This window comes from Myroides sp. ZB35 (assembly GCF_001865835.1).
Taxonomy (GTDB): domain Bacteria; phylum Bacteroidota; class Bacteroidia; order Flavobacteriales; family Flavobacteriaceae; genus Flavobacterium; species Flavobacterium odoratimimum.
The window spans coordinates 3,084,666-3,103,124 of sequence record NZ_CP017769.1 but is presented as its reverse complement, the minus strand read 5'-3'; the positions used below and the strand labels follow the sequence as shown (position 1 = coordinate 3,103,124).

At 33.5% G+C, this 18,459-nt stretch carries 18 protein-coding genes; 2 read left to right on the top strand and 16 right to left on the bottom strand.

The annotated features are described in order from the left end of the window. Nucleotides 1-8: 8 nt before the first annotated feature. Together BK054_RS13755 and BK054_RS13750 are read right to left on the bottom strand one after the other, a co-directional pair. Nucleotides 9-413, bottom strand: coding sequence for a DoxX family protein (locus BK054_RS13755; RefSeq protein WP_006258887.1), 405 nt, complete (start codon nucleotides 411-413; stop codon nucleotides 9-11). Nucleotides 414-534: 121 nt separating this feature from the next. After that, nucleotides 535-1,230, bottom strand: coding sequence for an SDR family oxidoreductase (locus tag BK054_RS13750; RefSeq protein WP_006265269.1), 696 nt, complete (start codon nucleotides 1,228-1,230; stop codon nucleotides 535-537). 156 nt (nucleotides 1,231-1,386) lie between these two features. On the opposite strand from BK054_RS13750, the gene BK054_RS13745 reads away from it, so the two are divergent. Then, nucleotides 1,387-3,579: a S9 family peptidase gene (locus tag BK054_RS13745; protein WP_006265268.1), complete on the top strand. Its 2,193-nt coding sequence runs from the start codon at nucleotides 1,387-1,389 to the stop codon at nucleotides 3,577-3,579. Between the two features lie 72 nt (nucleotides 3,580-3,651). Here the strand turns inward: BK054_RS13745 and BK054_RS13740 are convergent, their stop codons facing one another. From BK054_RS13740 to BK054_RS13695, 10 genes are all read right to left on the bottom strand, one after another. Next, nucleotides 3,652-3,888, bottom strand: coding sequence for a hypothetical protein (locus tag BK054_RS13740; protein WP_006265267.1), 237 nt, complete (start codon nucleotides 3,886-3,888; stop codon nucleotides 3,652-3,654). An 11-nt stretch (nucleotides 3,889-3,899) separates the two neighbouring features. Next, the gene (locus BK054_RS13735; protein WP_006263552.1) at nucleotides 3,900-4,268 is read right to left on the bottom strand and encodes a hypothetical protein; all 369 of its coding nucleotides are present in this window, start codon (nucleotides 4,266-4,268) and stop codon (nucleotides 3,900-3,902) included. Nucleotides 4,269-4,668: 400 nt separating this feature from the next. Then, nucleotides 4,669-5,298, bottom strand: coding sequence for a response regulator transcription factor (locus BK054_RS13730; protein WP_006265266.1), 630 nt, complete (start codon nucleotides 5,296-5,298; stop codon nucleotides 4,669-4,671). Between the two features lie 2 nt (nucleotides 5,299-5,300). Further along, entirely contained in the window at nucleotides 5,301-7,595 is a 2,295-nt protein-coding gene (locus BK054_RS13725; protein ID WP_006265265.1) for an ATP-binding protein, read from the bottom strand. Next, entirely contained in the window at nucleotides 7,579-8,169 is a 591-nt protein-coding gene (locus BK054_RS13720; RefSeq protein WP_006265264.1) for a hypothetical protein, read from the bottom strand. The genes BK054_RS13725 and BK054_RS13720 overlap by 17 nt, the downstream gene beginning before the upstream one ends. A gap of 16 nt (nucleotides 8,170-8,185) precedes the next feature. Further along, a complete protein-coding gene (locus BK054_RS13715) occupies nucleotides 8,186-8,737 on the bottom strand; it encodes a hypothetical protein (protein WP_006265263.1) in 552 nt (183 codons plus the stop codon). 31 nt (nucleotides 8,738-8,768) lie between these two features. Next, complete coding sequence (locus tag BK054_RS13710) at nucleotides 8,769-9,203, bottom strand: hypothetical protein (protein WP_232234275.1); 435 nt, start codon at nucleotides 9,201-9,203, stop codon at nucleotides 8,769-8,771. Between the two features lie 40 nt (nucleotides 9,204-9,243). Then, nucleotides 9,244-10,707: a hypothetical protein gene (locus BK054_RS13705; RefSeq protein WP_006265262.1), complete on the bottom strand. Its 1,464-nt coding sequence runs from the start codon at nucleotides 10,705-10,707 to the stop codon at nucleotides 9,244-9,246. Between the two features lie 218 nt (nucleotides 10,708-10,925). After that, the gene (gene fsa / locus BK054_RS13700; protein ID WP_006258898.1) at nucleotides 10,926-11,582 is read right to left on the bottom strand and encodes a fructose-6-phosphate aldolase; all 657 of its coding nucleotides are present in this window, start codon (nucleotides 11,580-11,582) and stop codon (nucleotides 10,926-10,928) included. Nucleotides 11,583-11,729: 147 nt separating this feature from the next. Beyond that, complete coding sequence (locus BK054_RS13695; protein ID WP_006265261.1) at nucleotides 11,730-12,539, bottom strand: SDR family oxidoreductase; 810 nt, start codon at nucleotides 12,537-12,539, stop codon at nucleotides 11,730-11,732. 228 nt (nucleotides 12,540-12,767) lie between these two features. On the opposite strand from BK054_RS13695, the gene BK054_RS13690 reads away from it, so the two are divergent. Continuing rightward, nucleotides 12,768-13,784, top strand: a complete 1,017-nt coding sequence (locus tag BK054_RS13690; protein WP_006265260.1) for a M28 family metallopeptidase — start codon at nucleotides 12,768-12,770, stop codon at nucleotides 13,782-13,784. Nucleotides 13,785-14,186: 402 nt separating this feature from the next. Here the strand turns inward: BK054_RS13690 and BK054_RS13685 are convergent, their stop codons facing one another. The 4 genes from BK054_RS13685 to BK054_RS13670 all read right to left on the bottom strand — a co-directional run bounded on the left by BK054_RS13685 (nucleotide 14,187) and on the right by BK054_RS13670 (nucleotide 18,349). Continuing rightward, on the bottom strand, nucleotides 14,187-15,770 hold the full coding sequence (locus BK054_RS13685) for a P-loop NTPase fold protein (RefSeq protein WP_058699573.1): 1,584 nt from the start codon (nucleotides 15,768-15,770) through the stop codon (nucleotides 14,187-14,189). A gap of 473 nt (nucleotides 15,771-16,243) precedes the next feature. Then, nucleotides 16,244-16,930, bottom strand: coding sequence for a transposase (locus tag BK054_RS13680; RefSeq protein ID WP_006265257.1), 687 nt, complete (start codon nucleotides 16,928-16,930; stop codon nucleotides 16,244-16,246). Between the two features lie 123 nt (nucleotides 16,931-17,053). Then, nucleotides 17,054-17,491, bottom strand: a complete 438-nt coding sequence (locus BK054_RS13675; RefSeq protein ID WP_006265256.1) for a DUF2750 domain-containing protein — start codon at nucleotides 17,489-17,491, stop codon at nucleotides 17,054-17,056. A 129-nt stretch (nucleotides 17,492-17,620) separates the two neighbouring features. Beyond that, nucleotides 17,621-18,349, bottom strand: a complete 729-nt coding sequence (locus BK054_RS13670) for a toxin-antitoxin system YwqK family antitoxin (RefSeq protein WP_225581550.1) — start codon at nucleotides 18,347-18,349, stop codon at nucleotides 17,621-17,623. Between the last annotated feature and the right edge of the window lie 110 nt (nucleotides 18,350-18,459).

The window sequence follows — 18,459 nt, the reverse complement described above, 5'->3', positions numbered from 1 at the left end:
AAACATAACTAGACCCACATCCCTTTTTTCCCTTTATAAAAACGAATAGTTCCAGGGCCTATAAAGGCTATAGCTAAGGCAGCTAATAGATATAATAAGTTCAGCTCAGCATTTACCCCTCCTGTATTAGGATCTAAGCCAAAGCTTCCCATTCCCTTTACTAAGAATAGAGACATAAACATCGTAAATGCTATAATAGAAGCAGAAATACGTGTAGCAAACCCCACCAGTAAAAATATAGGTGCTACTATCTCACCGATAGGCACTCCTATCCAAAGCAACTCTGGTAGATTATGTGCTTTTAACTGGTTAATAATAAAATCATGTCCATGTATTAATTTATGGATCCCGTGGAAGATCATTAGCCCTCCAACACCTAATCTCAATAGGAATTTTCCAAAATCTGCATTCATATACTACTGTTTTTTTGTAATTCTGTTATTTCGTGATTTTGTAATACAAAAAACCGAAATAATACCTTGTGTTAATTGATCTTTCTTAAGTCTCCTTAAAGTCTTGTGACTTTGAGATATATTAGCTAGTTTTAGTTGGTCTTATTTCTATTTTACTAGGAAGCACACGAGGATTCATCGCTAAGATATCTACTACCAACTGTCCCATATCTTCTGGTTGTATTTTCCAGTGGTCAGCATCAGAAGGCTGGTGGTTATTAAAATTAGAAGTCACAGAACCAGGCAATATTGTTGTCACCTTTACATCTGCATTTCTAAGGTCTAACATAGCTGCTTGAGTAAAACCTACTACACCAAACTTACTAGCGTTATAACCACTTCCATTAGCGAAAAAGTTTATCCCTGCTAGACTGGCAATACTGATATAATACCCTTTGTGCTGCTTTAATTGCTTTACAGACGCCTTTAAAGTGTGAAATACCCCAGTTAGATTCGTATCTATCATTGTATTCCAATCCTCTAAACTCATTTCTTCTACAGAGGAGAAGATACCCACTCCCGCATTGGCAATCACAATATCTAATTTTCCGAATTTCTCTACGATTAGTTCCACTGCCTTCTCTTCATCTTCATACTTCCTTACATCAGATTGAATTGCTAATATATTATCTGTATGCTTTAATTCAGCAATAGCTTCGTTAACTGTATCTATATTCCTACCTGATATTGCTACTTTATATCCTTGTTCTAAAAGAGCTTGAGCAATTCCCTTTCCTATACCTTTAGTACCTCCTGTGATGTACACTACTTTTTGCATATACTATTCTTTATGGATTATTTAAAGAATAAAGATATAAAAAAAGAACTATTCTCTCTTGTCATAAAGGCTCATACATTGTTTTTTTTATACTCTAATTTGGCTAGTGACATATTTGGATTTAAATTAGCGACGATAAAAACAACTATAGTAATTATGAAGAACAAATCAGTATTATTCTTTTTGCTAGCTGGAAACATCATGTTTGCACAACGCAACTTTGATATGACAGAGGCTACACTAGGACAAGGTAGACAGTTTGCTACAGAAAGAATACTTCAACCATCTTGGAAGAATGACAATACCCTGAGTTTTGTAACTAAAAATAGAGATAGCCTTTTAATAAAAAGTCAAGCTAACAAATGGGAGTCACAAACAGCTCTTACTGCTAAACAATTAGAAGAAGTAATCAATAATACAGTTAAAGGGACTACATTTAACCTTAGAATCATCCCGACTAACCTAACTTGGTTAAATGACAATGAAATAGAGTTTTATACTCCTGATTCTACTTTTAAATCAAAGTATTACTTCAAGGTTAACCTTACTGATAAAAAGGTAGTCAACTCATTTAAATTTGATCTTAATGGTGACCAACAAATCATCTCTCGCAATGGAGATCATATCGCTTGGTTACAAGATAATAATATCGTAGTGACTACTAATAAAGGTGGTGATATTAAAGTAACTGATGATCCTGCTCTAGATATCATCAACGGAAGTAGTGATACTCACCGCAATGAGTTTGGTATAAAAAAAGGAATGTGGTGGAGTCCAAAACAAGACCAACTTCTATACTATAGAAAAGACCAAAGTATGGTGACTTCATACCCTATCATTCAATGGAGTGAACGTGTGGCAGAAGTAAAAAACATCAAATACCCTATGGCTGGTATGGCTAATGAGCAAGTATCATTAGTAATCTATGATGTATATACTGGTAAAAAGGTAACTCTACAAACTGGTGAAGCAGACCAATTCCTAACCATGGTTACTTGGGATCCTTCTGGAAACTATGTTTACGTAGGAGTTCTTAATAGAGAACAAAATCACTTAAAAGTAAATCAATACAACGCTGCTACAGGTGCCTTTGAAAAAACGTTATTCGAAGAAAAATCTAAAACGTATACAGAACCTTCTAATAGTCTAGTATTTGTACCTGGTGCACCTGATCAATTCTTATACTTCTCTGAAGCAGATGGATATAGACAACTATTCTTATACGACACAAATGGCAAGCTAATCAAGAAATTAGGTCATGAAAACGTGATAGTAAATGAATTCTTAGGTTTTGACGAAGACGCTAAAAACCTTTACTATATAGGAGTTACCAATCAAGGATTAGATAGACAGTTATTCAAAACAAACCTTAAAAAAGGTAAAACAGAACAGATTACTACGTTATCAGGAACACATAGTGTAGTCTTAAACAAGAGTAAGTCATTGTTCTTAGATCAATTTAACAACTTAGAGACACCTAACAAAGTTACTATTGTCAATGCTGATTCTAAAAAAGAGCAACAAGTATTAGAGTCTAAAAATCCTTTTGATGGGGTTGTGACGATGCCTAAGACAGAGATTAAGACGATTACAGCTGCAGATGGAAAAACTCCTTTAAATGCACGTATCATCTACCCTACTAACTTCGACGCGAACAAACAATACCCTGTGATGGTATACGTATATGGAGGGCCTCATGCACAGTTAGTAACCAACACATGGTTAGGTGGAGCGAACTTGTTCTTTAACTATATGGCACAGCATGGCTACATCGTATTTACGGTAGATAGTAGAGGTAGTTTTAATAGAGGACGTGACTTCGAACAAGTAATCCACAGACAATTAGGTCAAGCTGAGATGGCAGATCAAATGAAAGGGGTAGATTACTTAAAATCACTTCCTTATGTAAACCAAGATAAGATAGGTGTATATGGATGGAGTTTCGGAGGTTTTATGACTACAACTTTATCTGTTAACCACCCAGAAGTATTTAAAGTAGGTGTAGCAGGTGGCCCTGTAATGGATTGGAAAATGTACGAAATCATGTATGGAGAACGCTATATGGATATGCCTAGCGAAAACCCTGATGGATACAAAAAAACAAGCTTACTTAACAAAGCAGATAAAATAAACAACAAGCTTTTAATTATTCATGGAGCTCAAGACCCTGTAGTGGTTCAGCAGCATTCTATGGAGTTTATAGAAGCGGCTATTAAAGCAAAGAAACAAGTAGATTACTTCTTATACCCTTCTCATGAACACAATGTTATGGGAGTAGATAGAGTTCACTTAAATGACAAGATAGCACAGTATTTCTTCGATTACCTAGAGAAACCAAATACAAAATAGTATTATCATAAACAGTAAAGCCGAGACATAGTTCTCGGCTTTTTTATACATATTACTTTATAATAAAATATATTATCTATTACTTTCTATCCATTCATATAAATCACTTAACTTCTTCCCTAGTGTTGCAAGATTAGTTCTTAAATGAAGTGCTGGTATTTCTTTATCTTTTTCTCTGTGGGTAATAGTTCTGATACATTTGGGGCATCTATAGTGATCATGGGATGCTGTTGTTCTAATATAAGTACATCCTAGAAACTTTAAGTATGCCACCCAATCTTTAGTTTTAACAGGTCTATTATTTCCCATCCTCCTATTCTTTAGACTACATCTAGTTCTAATGTTTTTAGACTAGGTCTTTCAAGCCCTTGTAGGACACCATTATCATCTATAGAAACCTTTGAGTAATTCTTTTTATGTAATTTATCATTTTTAAAACCTAGTGATTGGATGTAATCAACTTTTTCTTTCAGTGATATTTTATTTAAATCCTCTATAAAAACATTTACATTATACTTAAAATCATCTAAAGCCTTATCTTCAGATTCTCCATATCCACTTATTAGAAATGAAGGAGAAATAGCTACATAATACTCACCATCTTTACCGCTAGCCACCACAACTTCTAGAGACGTAATTAAATTCTTTTTAATTCTTATTGTCTCTTCTAAATCTCTTAAATGAATCATTATATCTCTGCGTTTTTAAATATATTAGAATAACCACATATAATATCAAATACAAATTTACCAAACTAAAGCATTAATAAACAATATTTTATAATATATTTCTGTTATATCTATTCTTAATAATAGTACTCCATGCTCCGCTTGCTGATTCTAGGAGTATGCTAGGGGTTTTCTTCGAGTTTTCTAGCCTAGAAGGCCGTTTTGTCGAAGAAAGGTGCAAGCATACCTCTAGCACTCCCCAAGCATATTCTAACGATTTATATAAAAGAATCACAAACGACTCGATTATAAATAGATATGTAAACAATAAGCTATGCAGCATAAATATAACTAAACAAAAACTAACCTCACTACTGAGCAGAATTGTATTAATCATACATCGATTAGAATATATTAATCTCTATTTCTGTATAAGATTATACTCTATTGCCATTTTAATAGCAGTACTCAGATTAGAAGTTTGAAACTTCTCTATTAAGTTTTTGCGGTGACTCTCTACTGTATGATGGCTGATAAACAGTTTCTCTGCTATCTGGTTTGTGGTTAGACCTGATGCGGCTTCTATTAAGATTTCTTTCTCACGGCGAGTCAGTTTTGGGATTTGCTTTAAGCCTACTTCTTCTTTTTTGTCTAAGACTATTTTAGACTGTGAACAAAGGTATTTTTCTCCTGCAAATACAGTTTTAATTCCTGAGATAATCTCTTCTACCGAAGCATTCTTCTGAATATATCCCTTCGCTCCTTCTGCTAAGCTACTATTAATAACAGCATATTCATTGTGCACACTCAACATGATAATCTCTAACTGAGGAAATTTCTGTTTAAGTGGTTTAATTAACTCCAATGTATTGATATCTGCTAAATTGATATCTAATAGTATAATATCCGTGTCTGTAGTTAAGAGCCTTTGCATCATGCTTTCTTTATCCGAAAAACAAGCGACTACTTCTATTTCTGATTGATACCCTAATATATTTTTTAATCCTTCTAATAATAAAGGATGATCGTCTGTAATGGCAACTTTTATCATAATTACTTTTTAGGAAATTTAAATTCCACACTTGTTCCTATATTTTCTTCTGAGTGTACAGCTAATGTACCTTTCATAAACTGTATACGCGATTGTATGTTGTGAAAACCTGCTGACTTCTTTAAGTCTAATTTATTAATATCAAAACCTCTTCCATCATCTTCTACTGTGACAATAATCTCGTGTTCTTCTTCTACCAACTGAATAATAATCTGAGAGGCAGCAGCGTGCTTTATAGCGTTGTTTACTAACTCCTGTATAATGCGATAGACTAACAATTGTTGATCTTGAGATAGAGAATTCGTATAGCTCAAAAATTCGATATGAATATCTAAAGTATCATTAGACATACGTATTCCAAATTCGTCTAAAGCTTCTTTTAAACCATAGTTAACCAATAAATCAGGCATTAAATTATGTGCTACCTTACGAAGTTCTGTGACTGCAGCATCTATCTGATTAATGGATTTATCTAATCCCTGCTTAGCCTGACCTTCTACTTTATCATTTAACTGCGTAAGGTGTAATTTAGTACCTGATAACAGACCACCTAAACCATCATGTAAATCACGAGCCAAACGCCCTCTCTCCTGCTCTTGTCCTTCTAATAGGGCTGTTAAAGTTGATATTTTAGAATTTTGTTTTTCTTGTTCGATAGCTAAATTATGTAACGTATCTCTCTGCTTCATCGTCTTTAGACGTTGTCTATAGGCATATAACAATAAAAACACGACTAAAATAAAGAATATCATAGAAGCAACGTAGAAGGTGTTGAGCTTATCCTTATAAGCTACAATACTCTTATAAGTCAATAAGTCCTTATTCTTCTGTTCTGTTTCTAACTGTGATAGACGTAGTTGCTGTGCATTCTTCTGTGCTTCAAGCTCAGAAAATTTTAATCTACTACGTTGATTCTCTTCTGTCAATTTTAGATTGCTCAACAGTTGTTCTCTCTGCTGAGCTAAAGCGCTCATCAACTGAATCTTTTGTGTGTTTTGATCCGATTGAAACTGAAGCTTGATCAGCTTCTGTTGTTGTCGTTCTTTATCAAACTCAGCTTCTAATTTCTTTACAATCTGTAGTTTATCTTGGTTATAAAGCTTTTTAAATAGGGCTAAATACTCTTGTTGATAGTAAAAAGCTTCTTTATAATTCCCTTGTTCTACATAAATCTCCACTAAGGATTCGTAAATATTCAATTCTATATTGTAATCAACAATACTTGACTTTTGGATAGCCTGTTGCGCTTCTAATAAGTATAATATAGCCGTGTCACTATCACCATTAGCTAAATGGATAGTAGAAATAATACCATACGAGGAAGCTATGTGATCTGCTTGGTCTATTTTCAGAGCGATCTGATTAGCTTTCTTAGCGTATTCTAAAGCTTTCGTACGATAACTATCTGGGAAAGAATATAGGTATAAACTCGCTAAATTATTATTGGCAAAAGATAAATCAGATAAGTTATACATCACGTCCTTACTCTGATTAAAGATGTCTATCGATTGCAAAAAATATCGCTCCGCTAAATCTCTATAATTAATATCTGAAGAATGACTCTCATATAGACGATTATACAGATTCCCCATTTGCATAAAGGTGGTAAACTTTACTTGAGGATCTGACTGTGATAAGGCATATTTGAGTGCCGTTTTAGTATACTTTTCATGTAGCTCCTTCTCTCCTAACTGACCATAAATAACACCTAACTCACTATTAGCAAATGCCTTTCTCTTATTTAATGTAGGCGAACTACTAGCAGCTTCATAAAGCTTAATAGCTGATATAATACTATGTACAGCCTTATCTTGCTTGCCATCTCTACTGTATAACCATCCCTCACAATAAGCTACATACCCCTTAGTCTCAGTATCGTTTAACTTTAGGCTATACTGTTTGGCTAATTCAAGGCTTTTTACTGCACCCGAATTATTCTCTCTAATACGCCTATTCACAGCCTCTATACAATATAATATACTTACACTATTATAATCTCCTTTTTTTAAGGCTGTATTGAGGTTCTGGATGAATACCTGCTCAGCTTTATCATATTGTTTATTCGCATAAAGAGCAGATATATAAGACACTACCACAGTATTCTGAACTGTACCAGTACTTATTTCTGCTTTATACTTTTGTTCCCAACTTTCTAAAGATTGAGCAAGCACAGGCTCTATGGCAGTAGCCAATAACACAAGTGTCAAAAGAGAGACTCTCTTCATGCTCAACTTTAAATGCGATAAGGTATATAAAGATTTCTTCAAAAAATACAAGATATTAGGTATTACGCTCAATACAAATATATTTATTCTGTTTCTTATTGAAATAAATATCTATAAAAGGCTCATATTGTAATCCTATTTGATATTTAAACTCTAAGTTTTCATCCCATTGCATCGGAATATCTTCTTCTGGCCAAATCATAGCCCAGCCTCCTGCATATCCATATATTCCCTCATTATGATACATCGGATGGCTCTGCATCCATAAGTCTATATAATCGTCATTATAAATAGATTGTAAATCAGATAGATCATCACTATTACAGTCATTATCTTTAACCCACTGTTGAACTTCAGCATCACCAAAATGCATCAAATGCTCGAAGTTTGGGTATACTTGTTGAGTTTTAGTTGTTAGAGCTGTATATTTCTTTAAATCTATGGATTGGATATCAATGGATTCAAACAAGAATATCTCATCCTTCTCTATTAAGGCCATCCATTGATTTAGGTATTTGATTATAAAGCTGATACTTTCTTCTTCATTGACATAAGCGACTTGCTCATCACCTGGTATTGCTTTTACAAAAAGGTGTGATTCTCTAATCAAAGTCTGCGCTTTCTCTTTTAATTGTTCTAAGTTCATTTATTGTTTTTTAAGCTTATATTTTAGCAAAGAAGTCAAACTTTTTCTCTGCTATTAACTTAGGTTCTTGATTTGGATGTTCTTCATATACTTCTATATAGACTACTTTCACATGAGTAGGTATCCTATACTCCTTTTCTTGACTGTAGTTATACCCAGCTATAGAAGCTCCTTCTTTACCAGCTATATGCTTAATATTTACATAGTACTTAAGCGTTATACCATTGCCAAACTGCTCTCCTTGTTCAAAGCGTATCTTAGAAACTTTGCGAATCTGTAATCCTCTAGAGTTAATATTCCCTTGTATCCTAAATCGCAACACTTTATCTTCTTTAGAGACTAAAGAAACAGCAGGTACAAATCTCTCTGTAACCTCCTGATAAGTGGTATAAGTATGTTGTTTACCTGTTTCAGGCACTTCTCTTGTCACTTGTTTAGGTGCAGTATATATCGTTGAGACTTGCAATGTTTGAGCCTTAGTCTGACAACCAAATAAGCTAAATATAGATGCTAAAATCATAAGGTATTTCATTGTTCTAAGGTAGTACAAGCATTCAAGAGTAAACATCCCTAATTACAGTGGTTTTAGGGTTATAAAACTATTTATTATAATTTCTATCTATTATCTCTAATTTATCTAATAATAAGTTTGCCTTAGCTCTTATTTTATTCCATACTTGATGCGTATTCAGATATTCCCATTCCCAAAGTTCTTGAGGAATATCATCTATCTCCTTCTTAAACTCAAGTAACTCCTGTCTTAACAAAATATCTATTCTTTTATTTCTAAAGACTGTTTCAAAAATAACTGGAGTGAAGGCATAATCAATTTCAGATTCTAATTCAAACAAAGGATCAAATGTAGGTTCTGATAATTCGTCTAATTGACTAACATTCAATGCAAACAATATAATTGAATTTATCAGACATGAATAATAAAAATCAACGTGTTGGTCATAATCTATCTTTCCACTTGGTTCTTCTTTTGGTTTCTTTTTAAAACAGAAAAGTGATTTTAAATTAATTTTCATCATAACTTTATATTTATATTTCTTGGAAATGCTCATCACCTTTCTATTCTTCTAAATACGCTCTACCCGTATAAATATCTATATAATAACTTACTGTTTTATCTTCAAGGTTTACTTGAACTAAACCGTCTGAATAGATGTATTTATAAGCCTTCGCACCTATATTCTCCTTCTTTATCTGATTGTAAAGTGTATAATTCTCATCCTTCTCTTTCTGCAAGGCATAGATACCTTTAGCAATATCCAAAGCAAGTATAGAAGTGTACTCGGGTGCTATACTCCATAGTTGAGCGTTTTTATCCCATACCCCACACTTACTATCTCCCTCTGTGCTTTCTATATTGACAAGATATAGTTCATCACTACCGGTATAGTACTTTACTGAAGTGACCTTCTGATGAGGTATAACCATTTCTTTAGCAGGCCATACAAGCCTCCCTATTTGATCTGACACCTTAAAACTATCCAAATCAAGTTGTTCTAGCACTTGCCCATTTATATCTAGATACAACCAATCATAAGCCCAAATATCGTGATCATAATTAAAAACACCTATTAAAAAATAAGGAGAATTGTGAATAGAATATACAAGGTTGGCATTCTTTATAAAGGCTATTTGTTTTTTTGTAGCCTTTGTAATTTCTTTTGGAAAGGCTTTATCATATTGCGGATACGAGTAGACACTTCCTGTATTTCTATCTTTTAATAACTTAGAAACGATTGGTTCAAATCGTTCTTGCATCAATTGATCAAGTACAAGGTCTTCATTACCACACTTTATAGTAAGCGTATTAATACCTTTTAAGCCTTGATGTATTGCTTTCTTCTGCTGTACATCATAAATAGAAAAAGAGTTATTAGAACCTTTTATAAATCGCTTATCAGCTAAAGTTGTAATGATATCAGACTCCTTTTTCTTTAAATATTGATTCTTAATTGCATAAAGTGTCTCATTCCAATAAATATGCTCACCATCTACTGCTTCAGGATTTAGAGTGTAACTATCTTCTAAATAAGGGACTTCTTTGTGCAGTAAGATCTGTTTGGTTTCAATTACCCCAATCTCTATACTATGATAGGTTTGTTCTTTTTTAATAGCTCCACCTAAGATATTCCACTCCCAATTCCAGATAGGCATCTTTCTCTCGTATTCCCTCTGTTTCTTATAGAATGTCAGTCCATTCACCACTTCTATCTCTATTTCACTCTCTCCTACTTCAAGTACTTCTTTTCCAGTGGTATCTATAACAACAGAAGCTCCCTTATTATTTATAACCATCGCATAACCTGTCGAAGTATAAACAGATGCGCTTTTATACTTTATCCCGTTAAAAGGCTTTAAATTATCCTTATTTACATAGATAAAATCATTCTGTTTAGTTAAAAACGGAATAAGTTGAGAGGGTTCTACTTGAGGCATATTTAAAGAGGATTTGTCTTTTCTCAATTGAGCATAAGTTATGATAGATATCAATATCAAAAGGGTACTTAATACAGCTACTTTCATACTTTTCATTTTTGTATTGGATAAGTAACAATATTAAAGAGATAAGCAAAAGGAGACAATCCCTATTAGTGGGGATGTTTTTCAATTCCTATAGCATAACTATTGTTTTATATTTACTAGAATAGAAGAAGACTTACTTGATTGAATCAAAAAAGGCTACCTTACGGTAACCTTTTTCTTTGTTTGTAGTTTGTAATATGTGTATAAGAATTTTCTTCTTATTTATTTCCTTTAGCGTAGTCAGCTAAGAACTGAGCTAATCCATTATCAGTTAATGGGTGTTTTAAAAGACCTGTGATAGCACTTAAAGGTCCTGTCATTACATCCGCACCTAACTTAGCACAGTTTACGATGTGCATAGTATGACGTACAGACGCAGCTAAGATTTGTGTTTCAAATCCGTAGTTATCATAGATAAGACGGATATCTTCGATTAATGTTAGACCATCAGTAGAGATATCATCTAATCTTCCAATGAATGGAGATACATAAGTAGCACCTGCTTTAGCCGCTAATAAAGCTTGCCCTGCAGAGAATACTAATGTTACATTAGTTTTGATTCCTTTAGAAGAAAAGTACTTACATGCTTTTACTCCTTCTTTAGTCATTGGTAATTTTACTACGATCTGAGGATTAAGTGCAGCTAGTTGCTCACCTTCTTTAATCATCCCTTCGTAATCTACAGAAATAACCTCTGCACTTACATCACCTTCTACTATCTCACAGATAGCTTTGTAGTGATTTAAAATGTTTTCAGCTCCTGTGATTCCTTCTTTAGCCATTAAAGAAGGGTTAGTGGTAACACCATCTAATACCCCCAGTGCCTCAGCTTCTCTAATTTGATCCAAATTAGCTGTGTCAATAAAAAACTTCATAATCTATATTATTATATTATGTTATGTTGTAACCCAAAAGTACGATATATATTCATCACTAGAGCGATTCTTAGAGAGTTTTTATAACAATACTTACACCTCTAACCCCTATTCACTGAGTCCCAAATAGTAATGATTTTACCTTTATTAGCCTTTAATCTTGTAGTGATTCATCAGCATCTTCTCATACACCTTCCCAGGTAATATTTTTTTGAGGATTAATGAGAACTTCTGCAAAGGCTCCCCTACTTTATACCTCACTTTTGGCTTAGGTGTATTGATCACTTTGTGAATAGCTTTAGCCATCTCTATTGGATCTCCACCACTGTCTACATGCTCATCCATCATATCTAATGACATTTGGTAAACTTCTTTATAAGCCGAATTATCTAATACAGGAGCATGATAGCGCCCTGCAGCAATATTAGTTGCAAAATCACCAGGTGCTACATTAGTCACTTCTACATTAAATGGCTTTAACTCCATTCGCATAGCTTCTGTAATTAACTCTAAAGCTCCTTTAGAAGAAGAATAGATCCCTCTAAATGGCAATCCCATATATCCTGCTATCGAAGTAACATTAATAATTAAACCTTCTTTTCTAGCACGCATATGAGGCAATACAGCCTTCATAACTTCAATAGGCCCAAATACATTCGTTTGGAAGTTATTTAAGATTTGATCAGCAGGGATTTCTTCAATTGGTCCTGTGATTCCTACACCAGCATTATTGATTAATACATCTATTTTTCCTTCTATAGCAATGACTTCTTCTATAGCAGATTGAATACTAGCCGTATCGCGTACATCTAAGCGTACTAAAGGAATTTTTGAATCTACTACTCTCTCAGGATTTCTACTTGTTCCATATACTTTACACCCATGTTGTGTCAAATATTCTCCTACACTCCTACCTATACCAGAAGATCCTCCTGTAATAAAAACGATTTTACTCATTGTATTTCTTGATTTAGAACAAAGATAAAAATATTCAATGAAGAATACTTACTGTCGCTTTGTTGTTTTCTTTTTCTATTCCCCCAGAACCACCACACCTCCTGTTCCCTGTTCCCCGTTCCCTGTTCCCCGTTCCCCGTTCCCCGTTCCCCGTTCCCTATAAACCGTCAACCAAGCAAAACATACTAATTCTTCTTATCTTTACCCCAAACACATTAAGACTCACTCATGAATAAAATTATATTAGCTGCTAGCCTATTAGCACTTAGTATGTCAATGACTAGCTGTAAAACAACTAGTTCTATTTCAAACAACCAAACAGTTTCTTCTACTTATTGGCAAGAAATATCTGCTGACTCTATGGCTGTAAACCTAAAAGTATTAGCCTCAGAAGAATTTGAAGGAAGAAGAACGGGAGAACCTGGACAAAAAAAAGCGACTGAATATATTACCAACTTCTATAAAAAGAGAAATATAGCGTATCCTAAACAAGCAGATGGCTACCTACAACCTGTTCCTAGTGCTTTTATGAGAAATAGCATGATGAGATTAAAGGATAGCGAGAATATTATGGCTTTTATAGAAGGAAGTGAAAAACCTGAAGAAGTACTAGTCATCTCAGCTCACTTTGACCATATGGGAATATTGCTTGACAAAATCTACTATGGTGCTGATGACAATGGCTCTGGTACAGTAGCTGTAATGGAGTTAGCTCGTGTATTTAAAGACCTTGAAAGCAAAGGAATAAAACCTAAAAGATCCATTCTATTCTTACATGTAACAGGAGAAGAATTTGGACTATTTGGGTCTGAGTACTATGTTCAAAACCCTATTATACCATTAGAAAATATCATAGCGAATATTAATATCGATATGATCGGACGTACAAGTGATAAATATAAGAAAGATGGGGACTATATTTATGTAGTAGGCGCTGATAGATTGAGTAAAGAATTACATCAAATGTCTGAGCAATCAAATGCAAACTCAGTCAATATCGATCTTGATTATACTTATAACGATGTCAATCATCCTGAACAAATTTACTATCGTTCTGACCATTACAGTTTCGCAAAGCACAATATTCCTGCTATGTTCTACTTTAATGGAACACATGCTGACTATCATCAACCGACGGATACCTATGACAAAATAGAGTTTGAATTAATGAAAAAGCGTACACAATTAGCTTTTGCTACAGCGTGGACTATTCTAAATGCAGAGCACAAACCTCGTTTAGACTAAATATAACGCTAAATCTCTTTTAGATATGAAAATGATTTGGATCAAAACTATAGATATAAGTTTATTTCTATTGTGCACCATTAATCTGATTCTATGGATCATGCGTGGCTTATACGTTATCGGCACGAATACTTCTGAGACCTTTCAATGGATCTATGAAGAAGCATATACCCCGATGCTATATGCCTTATTTATCCTACCTGTCTTAGTAGTAGCGACCATGATTAATAGAAAGTTCTCCATACAATCCTTTACCTTTTTATCCTTAAAATGTTTAGTGATTAACTTCTTTTTGATCTTTGTGTTAAGGTAACTAATTATATACAACAACGCCTATTCGTCAAGGAATAGGCGTTGTTGTATATTTATACTTCTACTTCTATAAAAACTGAAGCATGTTTTCTAAAAAGAAGGTATAAAACCATACTCTTGTAGTTTTCTAAAAGCCTCTATAAGTAATAAATCATAATTCACCTTGTAATCTGGTATAGTAGCATTATTACCTCCGACTTCCCTAATATTTTTAATTTTTAATTCATCTAAATCTTGATGTCTTAAGTTATAAGTGACATTTAATTTAAATTCATTTAGCACCATGACTTTATCTCCATCTGTTGTCTTATCTTCACTTTTTAAATATTCTGCTATGAATACTCTAAAAACTTCAGGAATTAAAAAGTCTACCTCATGTTTATAACCAGACTCATAAGTAACTAAATTATATTTCTCCATAAAATTCTGATTTTCATCAAAATACTTTTTAGCATAGAAATTATTATCCTTTACTGTAAGTAATGCCTTCTCCAAATATGCCCACCCTCCTAACATTTCTTGTATAATTTCAAATACTGCTATAAGGGCTATTCTATTCTTTGATAAGGTTATATTATTTTTTATTATTACATGTTCTTCTATTGATAATAAAAAAGTATTACTCTTAAAAAGACTTCTCAGATTTATAGCCTTGTTCTTTGATAAAATCTTTAAAACCGCTGCTAATAAATATACTACCGATTCTTCCTTAACTATATCTTTTTTTGATAAATTTATAAATGTTGATTGATCTATAATAGCAGTAATTTTCTGAGTTAAATACTTGAAATTATCATAGATAAAAGGCTTCACAGAATAGAACTTATCCATATACCCAGAGAAGTCAACACCCTCACCATATTTATGTGCATAGATCTTACGGATATTCTCTATATCACAGACAAAAACAACCTTGTCAAAGCCAAACTTATTCTCTCCTGTTATCGAATGTGTATGAGCAGAGAAGATATTAAACAACCTAAAGATATGGTCAGGATCTAAACGATCTAAATCATCTATGACTAATATTGTCTTATTCGTTCTCGTCTTATCTTCTTCTATCTCCTCTTGATTAAATGACTCACATCTTTTTAATCTATCAACCAAATCAAAAATAAACTGTGAAGTTGCATCCATTTCATAAGGACTACCTTTCTTACTTTCGAATGCTTCTAAAAAACCAAATACATCACCCGACTCATCTATACTTATTTCCTTACTATATTCTTTAAAGTCTTTTACTAAAGGTTTTAGCACTTCAATAAACTTTGCCACAGGTTTACCGATTGTCTCATGAAGAGAAATAATATGTAAAAACAAAGGCATTAAATCTGCTTTATTTTGCATAAACATCGACATACGCAACCAAAAGTTAAAGTCTTGTTTTACTAAAACTATTTCATCATTATAATGTGCCATTAGCTCATACAATATATCAAACTTAATTAGCTCAAAAATATCCTCATTAGCAGATACAGCATAGTTCACAGGATAAAGTCTTATAAAGCGATATCCATCTTTATATTTATCTTCAAAATCATTAATAAATGTAGACTTCCCTGCCCCAAAGGGAGCTGTAAACAAAATACGTTGATTAAGTTCTAAATCAAGATACTCTTTAAACTCTACCAATATAGAGTCGTTAGGTATTTTTATATTTTCTTTTTGTGTCATAATCTTCTATTTCTATCCCACCCCAAATCTTATTAATTCCACTAATCCTATAAATCATGGTATAGTTCCCTACTTTAAATATTTATCTATAAATTCACTGATACGTTGTGTTAACTTTTTACTGATGCTTTGGTGGTCTCAAAATGATCGTTTATTCTTAATTTATTTCATTTGTATAATATACTACTTCCCCCTCACCCCTACAAGAGGAATCCCGTAAAGGATGCGAATAATTGAGTAAAACAAAAAAACCACACAAAACGAATTGCAATTCGCCCACATCGTGAATGCCGTCCCATATCAGATAATTTATAGACACAACGTATTACCAATTGTGTGTCGTAGGGGCGAATTGCAATTCGCCCACACAACGAATGCCCACACAACGAATGCCTACATCGTGAATTATTTGTCCCAAACATTATATGGCATATTGTTTACCCAATTATAAACGGGCGAATTGCAATTCGCCCCTACCTGTGAAATTTATCATCGTGCCATCGTTTAGGGTTGGTGATGATATAATTCGATATATATTGATAACTTCTCTCGTCTCTTATAATATGCTCATAGTAATTTCTCTGCCAGATGGTACGGGCGGTTGGGGGCGTTGGAGACGTTGGGGCGAATTGCAATTCGCCCACACAAAACGAATTGCAATTCATCCCTACCTTTATTCTTTTTATTGTGGCTATTTTATAACCTCTGACGATAGCCCCGATCGTTTGAGACGGAGATCTAAATCCTTTATTATCACCTGTCTTTGTTTTATTCTTCACAATCTCGATTATCGCATGCATATGATTAGGCATAATGATAAACTCATGCAAAATCACATTATCTCTCACATTTGCTGTATTCAGCCATTCATCCCTTGCGATCTCACCTATCTCATTCAATGTTAACACCCCGTCTTGGATAGATCCGAAGATATTCTCCCTATCCTGTACACATAGCGTGATAAAGTATAATCCCTCAGATGCATAATCATACCCTTTTAAGCGTATAGATCCCCTTTGTTGATAGTTATTCATCTTATAGTTATTCATAGCCAAATAGTTGTTACCTACATCACCTAATACATTGATTTTAAATATACCACTTTTCTTACTACCCTCAAAAACAAGAAAAAGCCCATCTTCACAGACGGGCTTTTTCATTAAGCACTTCGAATACCTCAAAGTCAAGAAACTTCATCGAACTAAGAATAAGAGTCTGACCTCTGTATTGAATAAAATAAAATGTCTGCCGATATCGGCAGACATTTTATTTTATCCTAATCTTTAAGATAAGTATTCATTATACATTTTGGTATATTCAACAAATCCTTCTAGTTTCTCTTGGTTAACCAATTCATCTAAGATATCTAGGGCTAACCGAATAGGATCTTTCTCAATACAAAATAGGTTACTATCGCATTCTATTCCTGCATAATTAGAGTCTCTTTTCATACCTATCGCCCAATTCTTTAAGAATAAATCTAATGGTATTTCGACTATTTCATGATTAGCCCATCCTTCTTGTCTACATGCATTTGCATAAGCATTCGCCGACCAAAAGCATAATAATAAAGCCTCTTCCCCCTCTTCGTCTTCAAAATCATTAGAATATAAGAAAGCAAAACCACGAGGTTCTTTTAAAGCATAGATTATTTCGGTCTCACAGATTCTCTTTAGAAATCTCTTATACTTTGCTTCTAATGTAGCAGTGTCTTTTAACATGTTTTATTTTTTATAATATCTTAACTCTAAAAAGTCATGAACTCTTCTTCTAGTATAGAATAAATATCTAGAAGATAGTCTCAGTATTAAATAACTTCAAATAAAGAAGATTTAAGATACCCCTCTTGATTAATACCTCTTTATTTCTCCGTCTATTACTCCATTTTTATAATTTACCTCTCCTTTTAATCTTCCATCCTCATAATATCCTTTCATCGCTCCGTCTAAGACACCATCCTTATAGCTTGTTTCGCCTTGTAATTGTCCGTTTTTATAATACTCCTTACTCACTCCATCCAATTCTCCATTCTTATAACTCGCCTCTACTTTTACTTGACCATGCTCATAGTATCCTTTGATAATACCGTGTTCTACCCCATTCTTATACGTCATTTCTATCTCTAGTTGCCCATCTTCATAATACTTCTTAGTCATTCCCTCCAGCTTCCCATGCTTATACGTCATTTCAATTGCAGCTTGTCCATCCTCAAAATAGCTTCTCTTACTTCCCTCTAGCTTTCCATCCTTATACGTTTTCTCTAGCTCTAGCTTTCCACTTTTATAATATTCCTTAAAACTGCCATCCAATACTCCATTCTTATAGTTTGCCTCAGCTTTTACTTGTCCATCCTCATAATAGCGTTTAGTTATTCCATCTAACTTTCCTTGCGTATAGTTTTCTTCTAAATCTACTTCTCCATTGGCATAATAGCTCTTTGCACTTCCTGTAAATACCTCTTTTGAATTCACTTCATACATCACGCCATTACGCTCTTGAAGATCATTGATATGAACTCCTTTTTTAGCACAGTTTATGAATAAAACTGAAATAAATAAAATACACAAAACTCTTTTCATACTTACTTTCTTAAAAATCACGTCGGAGAATCTCTTGTTCTCAACAACAAAAATAGCCTTATTCTTATAAATAAATCACAAATTGTCTCAATCTATTTACAACCTTCCTA

Coding starts and splice junctions, on each gene's coding strand:
- BK054_RS13710 (WP_232234275.1), bottom strand. CDS start 9,203: ATGATGAAAATTAATTTAAAATCACTTTTCTGTTTTAAAAAGAAACCA.
- BK054_RS13705 (WP_006265262.1), bottom strand. CDS start 10,707: ATGAAAGTAGCTGTATTAAGTACCCTTTTGATATTGATATCTATCATA.
- BK054_RS13675 (WP_006265256.1), bottom strand. CDS start 17,491: ATGTTAAAAGACACTGCTACATTAGAAGCAAAGTATAAGAGATTTCTA.
- BK054_RS13670 (WP_225581550.1), bottom strand. CDS start 18,349: ATGAAAAGAGTTTTGTGTATTTTATTTATTTCAGTTTTATTCATAAAC.
- BK054_RS13730 (WP_006265266.1), bottom strand. CDS start 5,298: ATGATAAAAGTTGCCATTACAGACGATCATCCTTTATTATTAGAAGGA.
- BK054_RS13750 (WP_006265269.1), bottom strand. CDS start 1,230: ATGCAAAAAGTAGTGTACATCACAGGAGGTACTAAAGGTATAGGAAAG.
- BK054_RS13715 (WP_006265263.1), bottom strand. CDS start 8,737: ATGTTTACTCTTGAATGCTTGTACTACCTTAGAACAATGAAATACCTT.
- BK054_RS13755 (WP_006258887.1), bottom strand. CDS start 413: ATGAATGCAGATTTTGGAAAATTCCTATTGAGATTAGGTGTTGGAGGG.
- BK054_RS13745 (WP_006265268.1), top strand. CDS start 1,387: ATGAAGAACAAATCAGTATTATTCTTTTTGCTAGCTGGAAACATCATG.
- BK054_RS13690 (WP_006265260.1), top strand. CDS start 12,768: ATGAATAAAATTATATTAGCTGCTAGCCTATTAGCACTTAGTATGTCA.
- BK054_RS13695 (WP_006265261.1), bottom strand. CDS start 12,539: ATGAGTAAAATCGTTTTTATTACAGGAGGATCTTCTGGTATAGGTAGG.
- BK054_RS13685 (WP_058699573.1), bottom strand. CDS start 15,770: ATGACACAAAAAGAAAATATAAAAATACCTAACGACTCTATATTGGTA.
- BK054_RS13680 (WP_006265257.1), bottom strand. CDS start 16,930: ATGAAAAAGCCCGTCTGTGAAGATGGGCTTTTTCTTGTTTTTGAGGGT.
- BK054_RS13720 (WP_006265264.1), bottom strand. CDS start 8,169: ATGAACTTAGAACAATTAAAAGAGAAAGCGCAGACTTTGATTAGAGAA.
- BK054_RS13740 (WP_006265267.1), bottom strand. CDS start 3,888: ATGGGAAATAATAGACCTGTTAAAACTAAAGATTGGGTGGCATACTTA.
- fsa (WP_006258898.1), bottom strand. CDS start 11,582: ATGAAGTTTTTTATTGACACAGCTAATTTGGATCAAATTAGAGAAGCT.
- BK054_RS13735 (WP_006263552.1), bottom strand. CDS start 4,268: ATGATTCATTTAAGAGATTTAGAAGAGACAATAAGAATTAAAAAGAAT.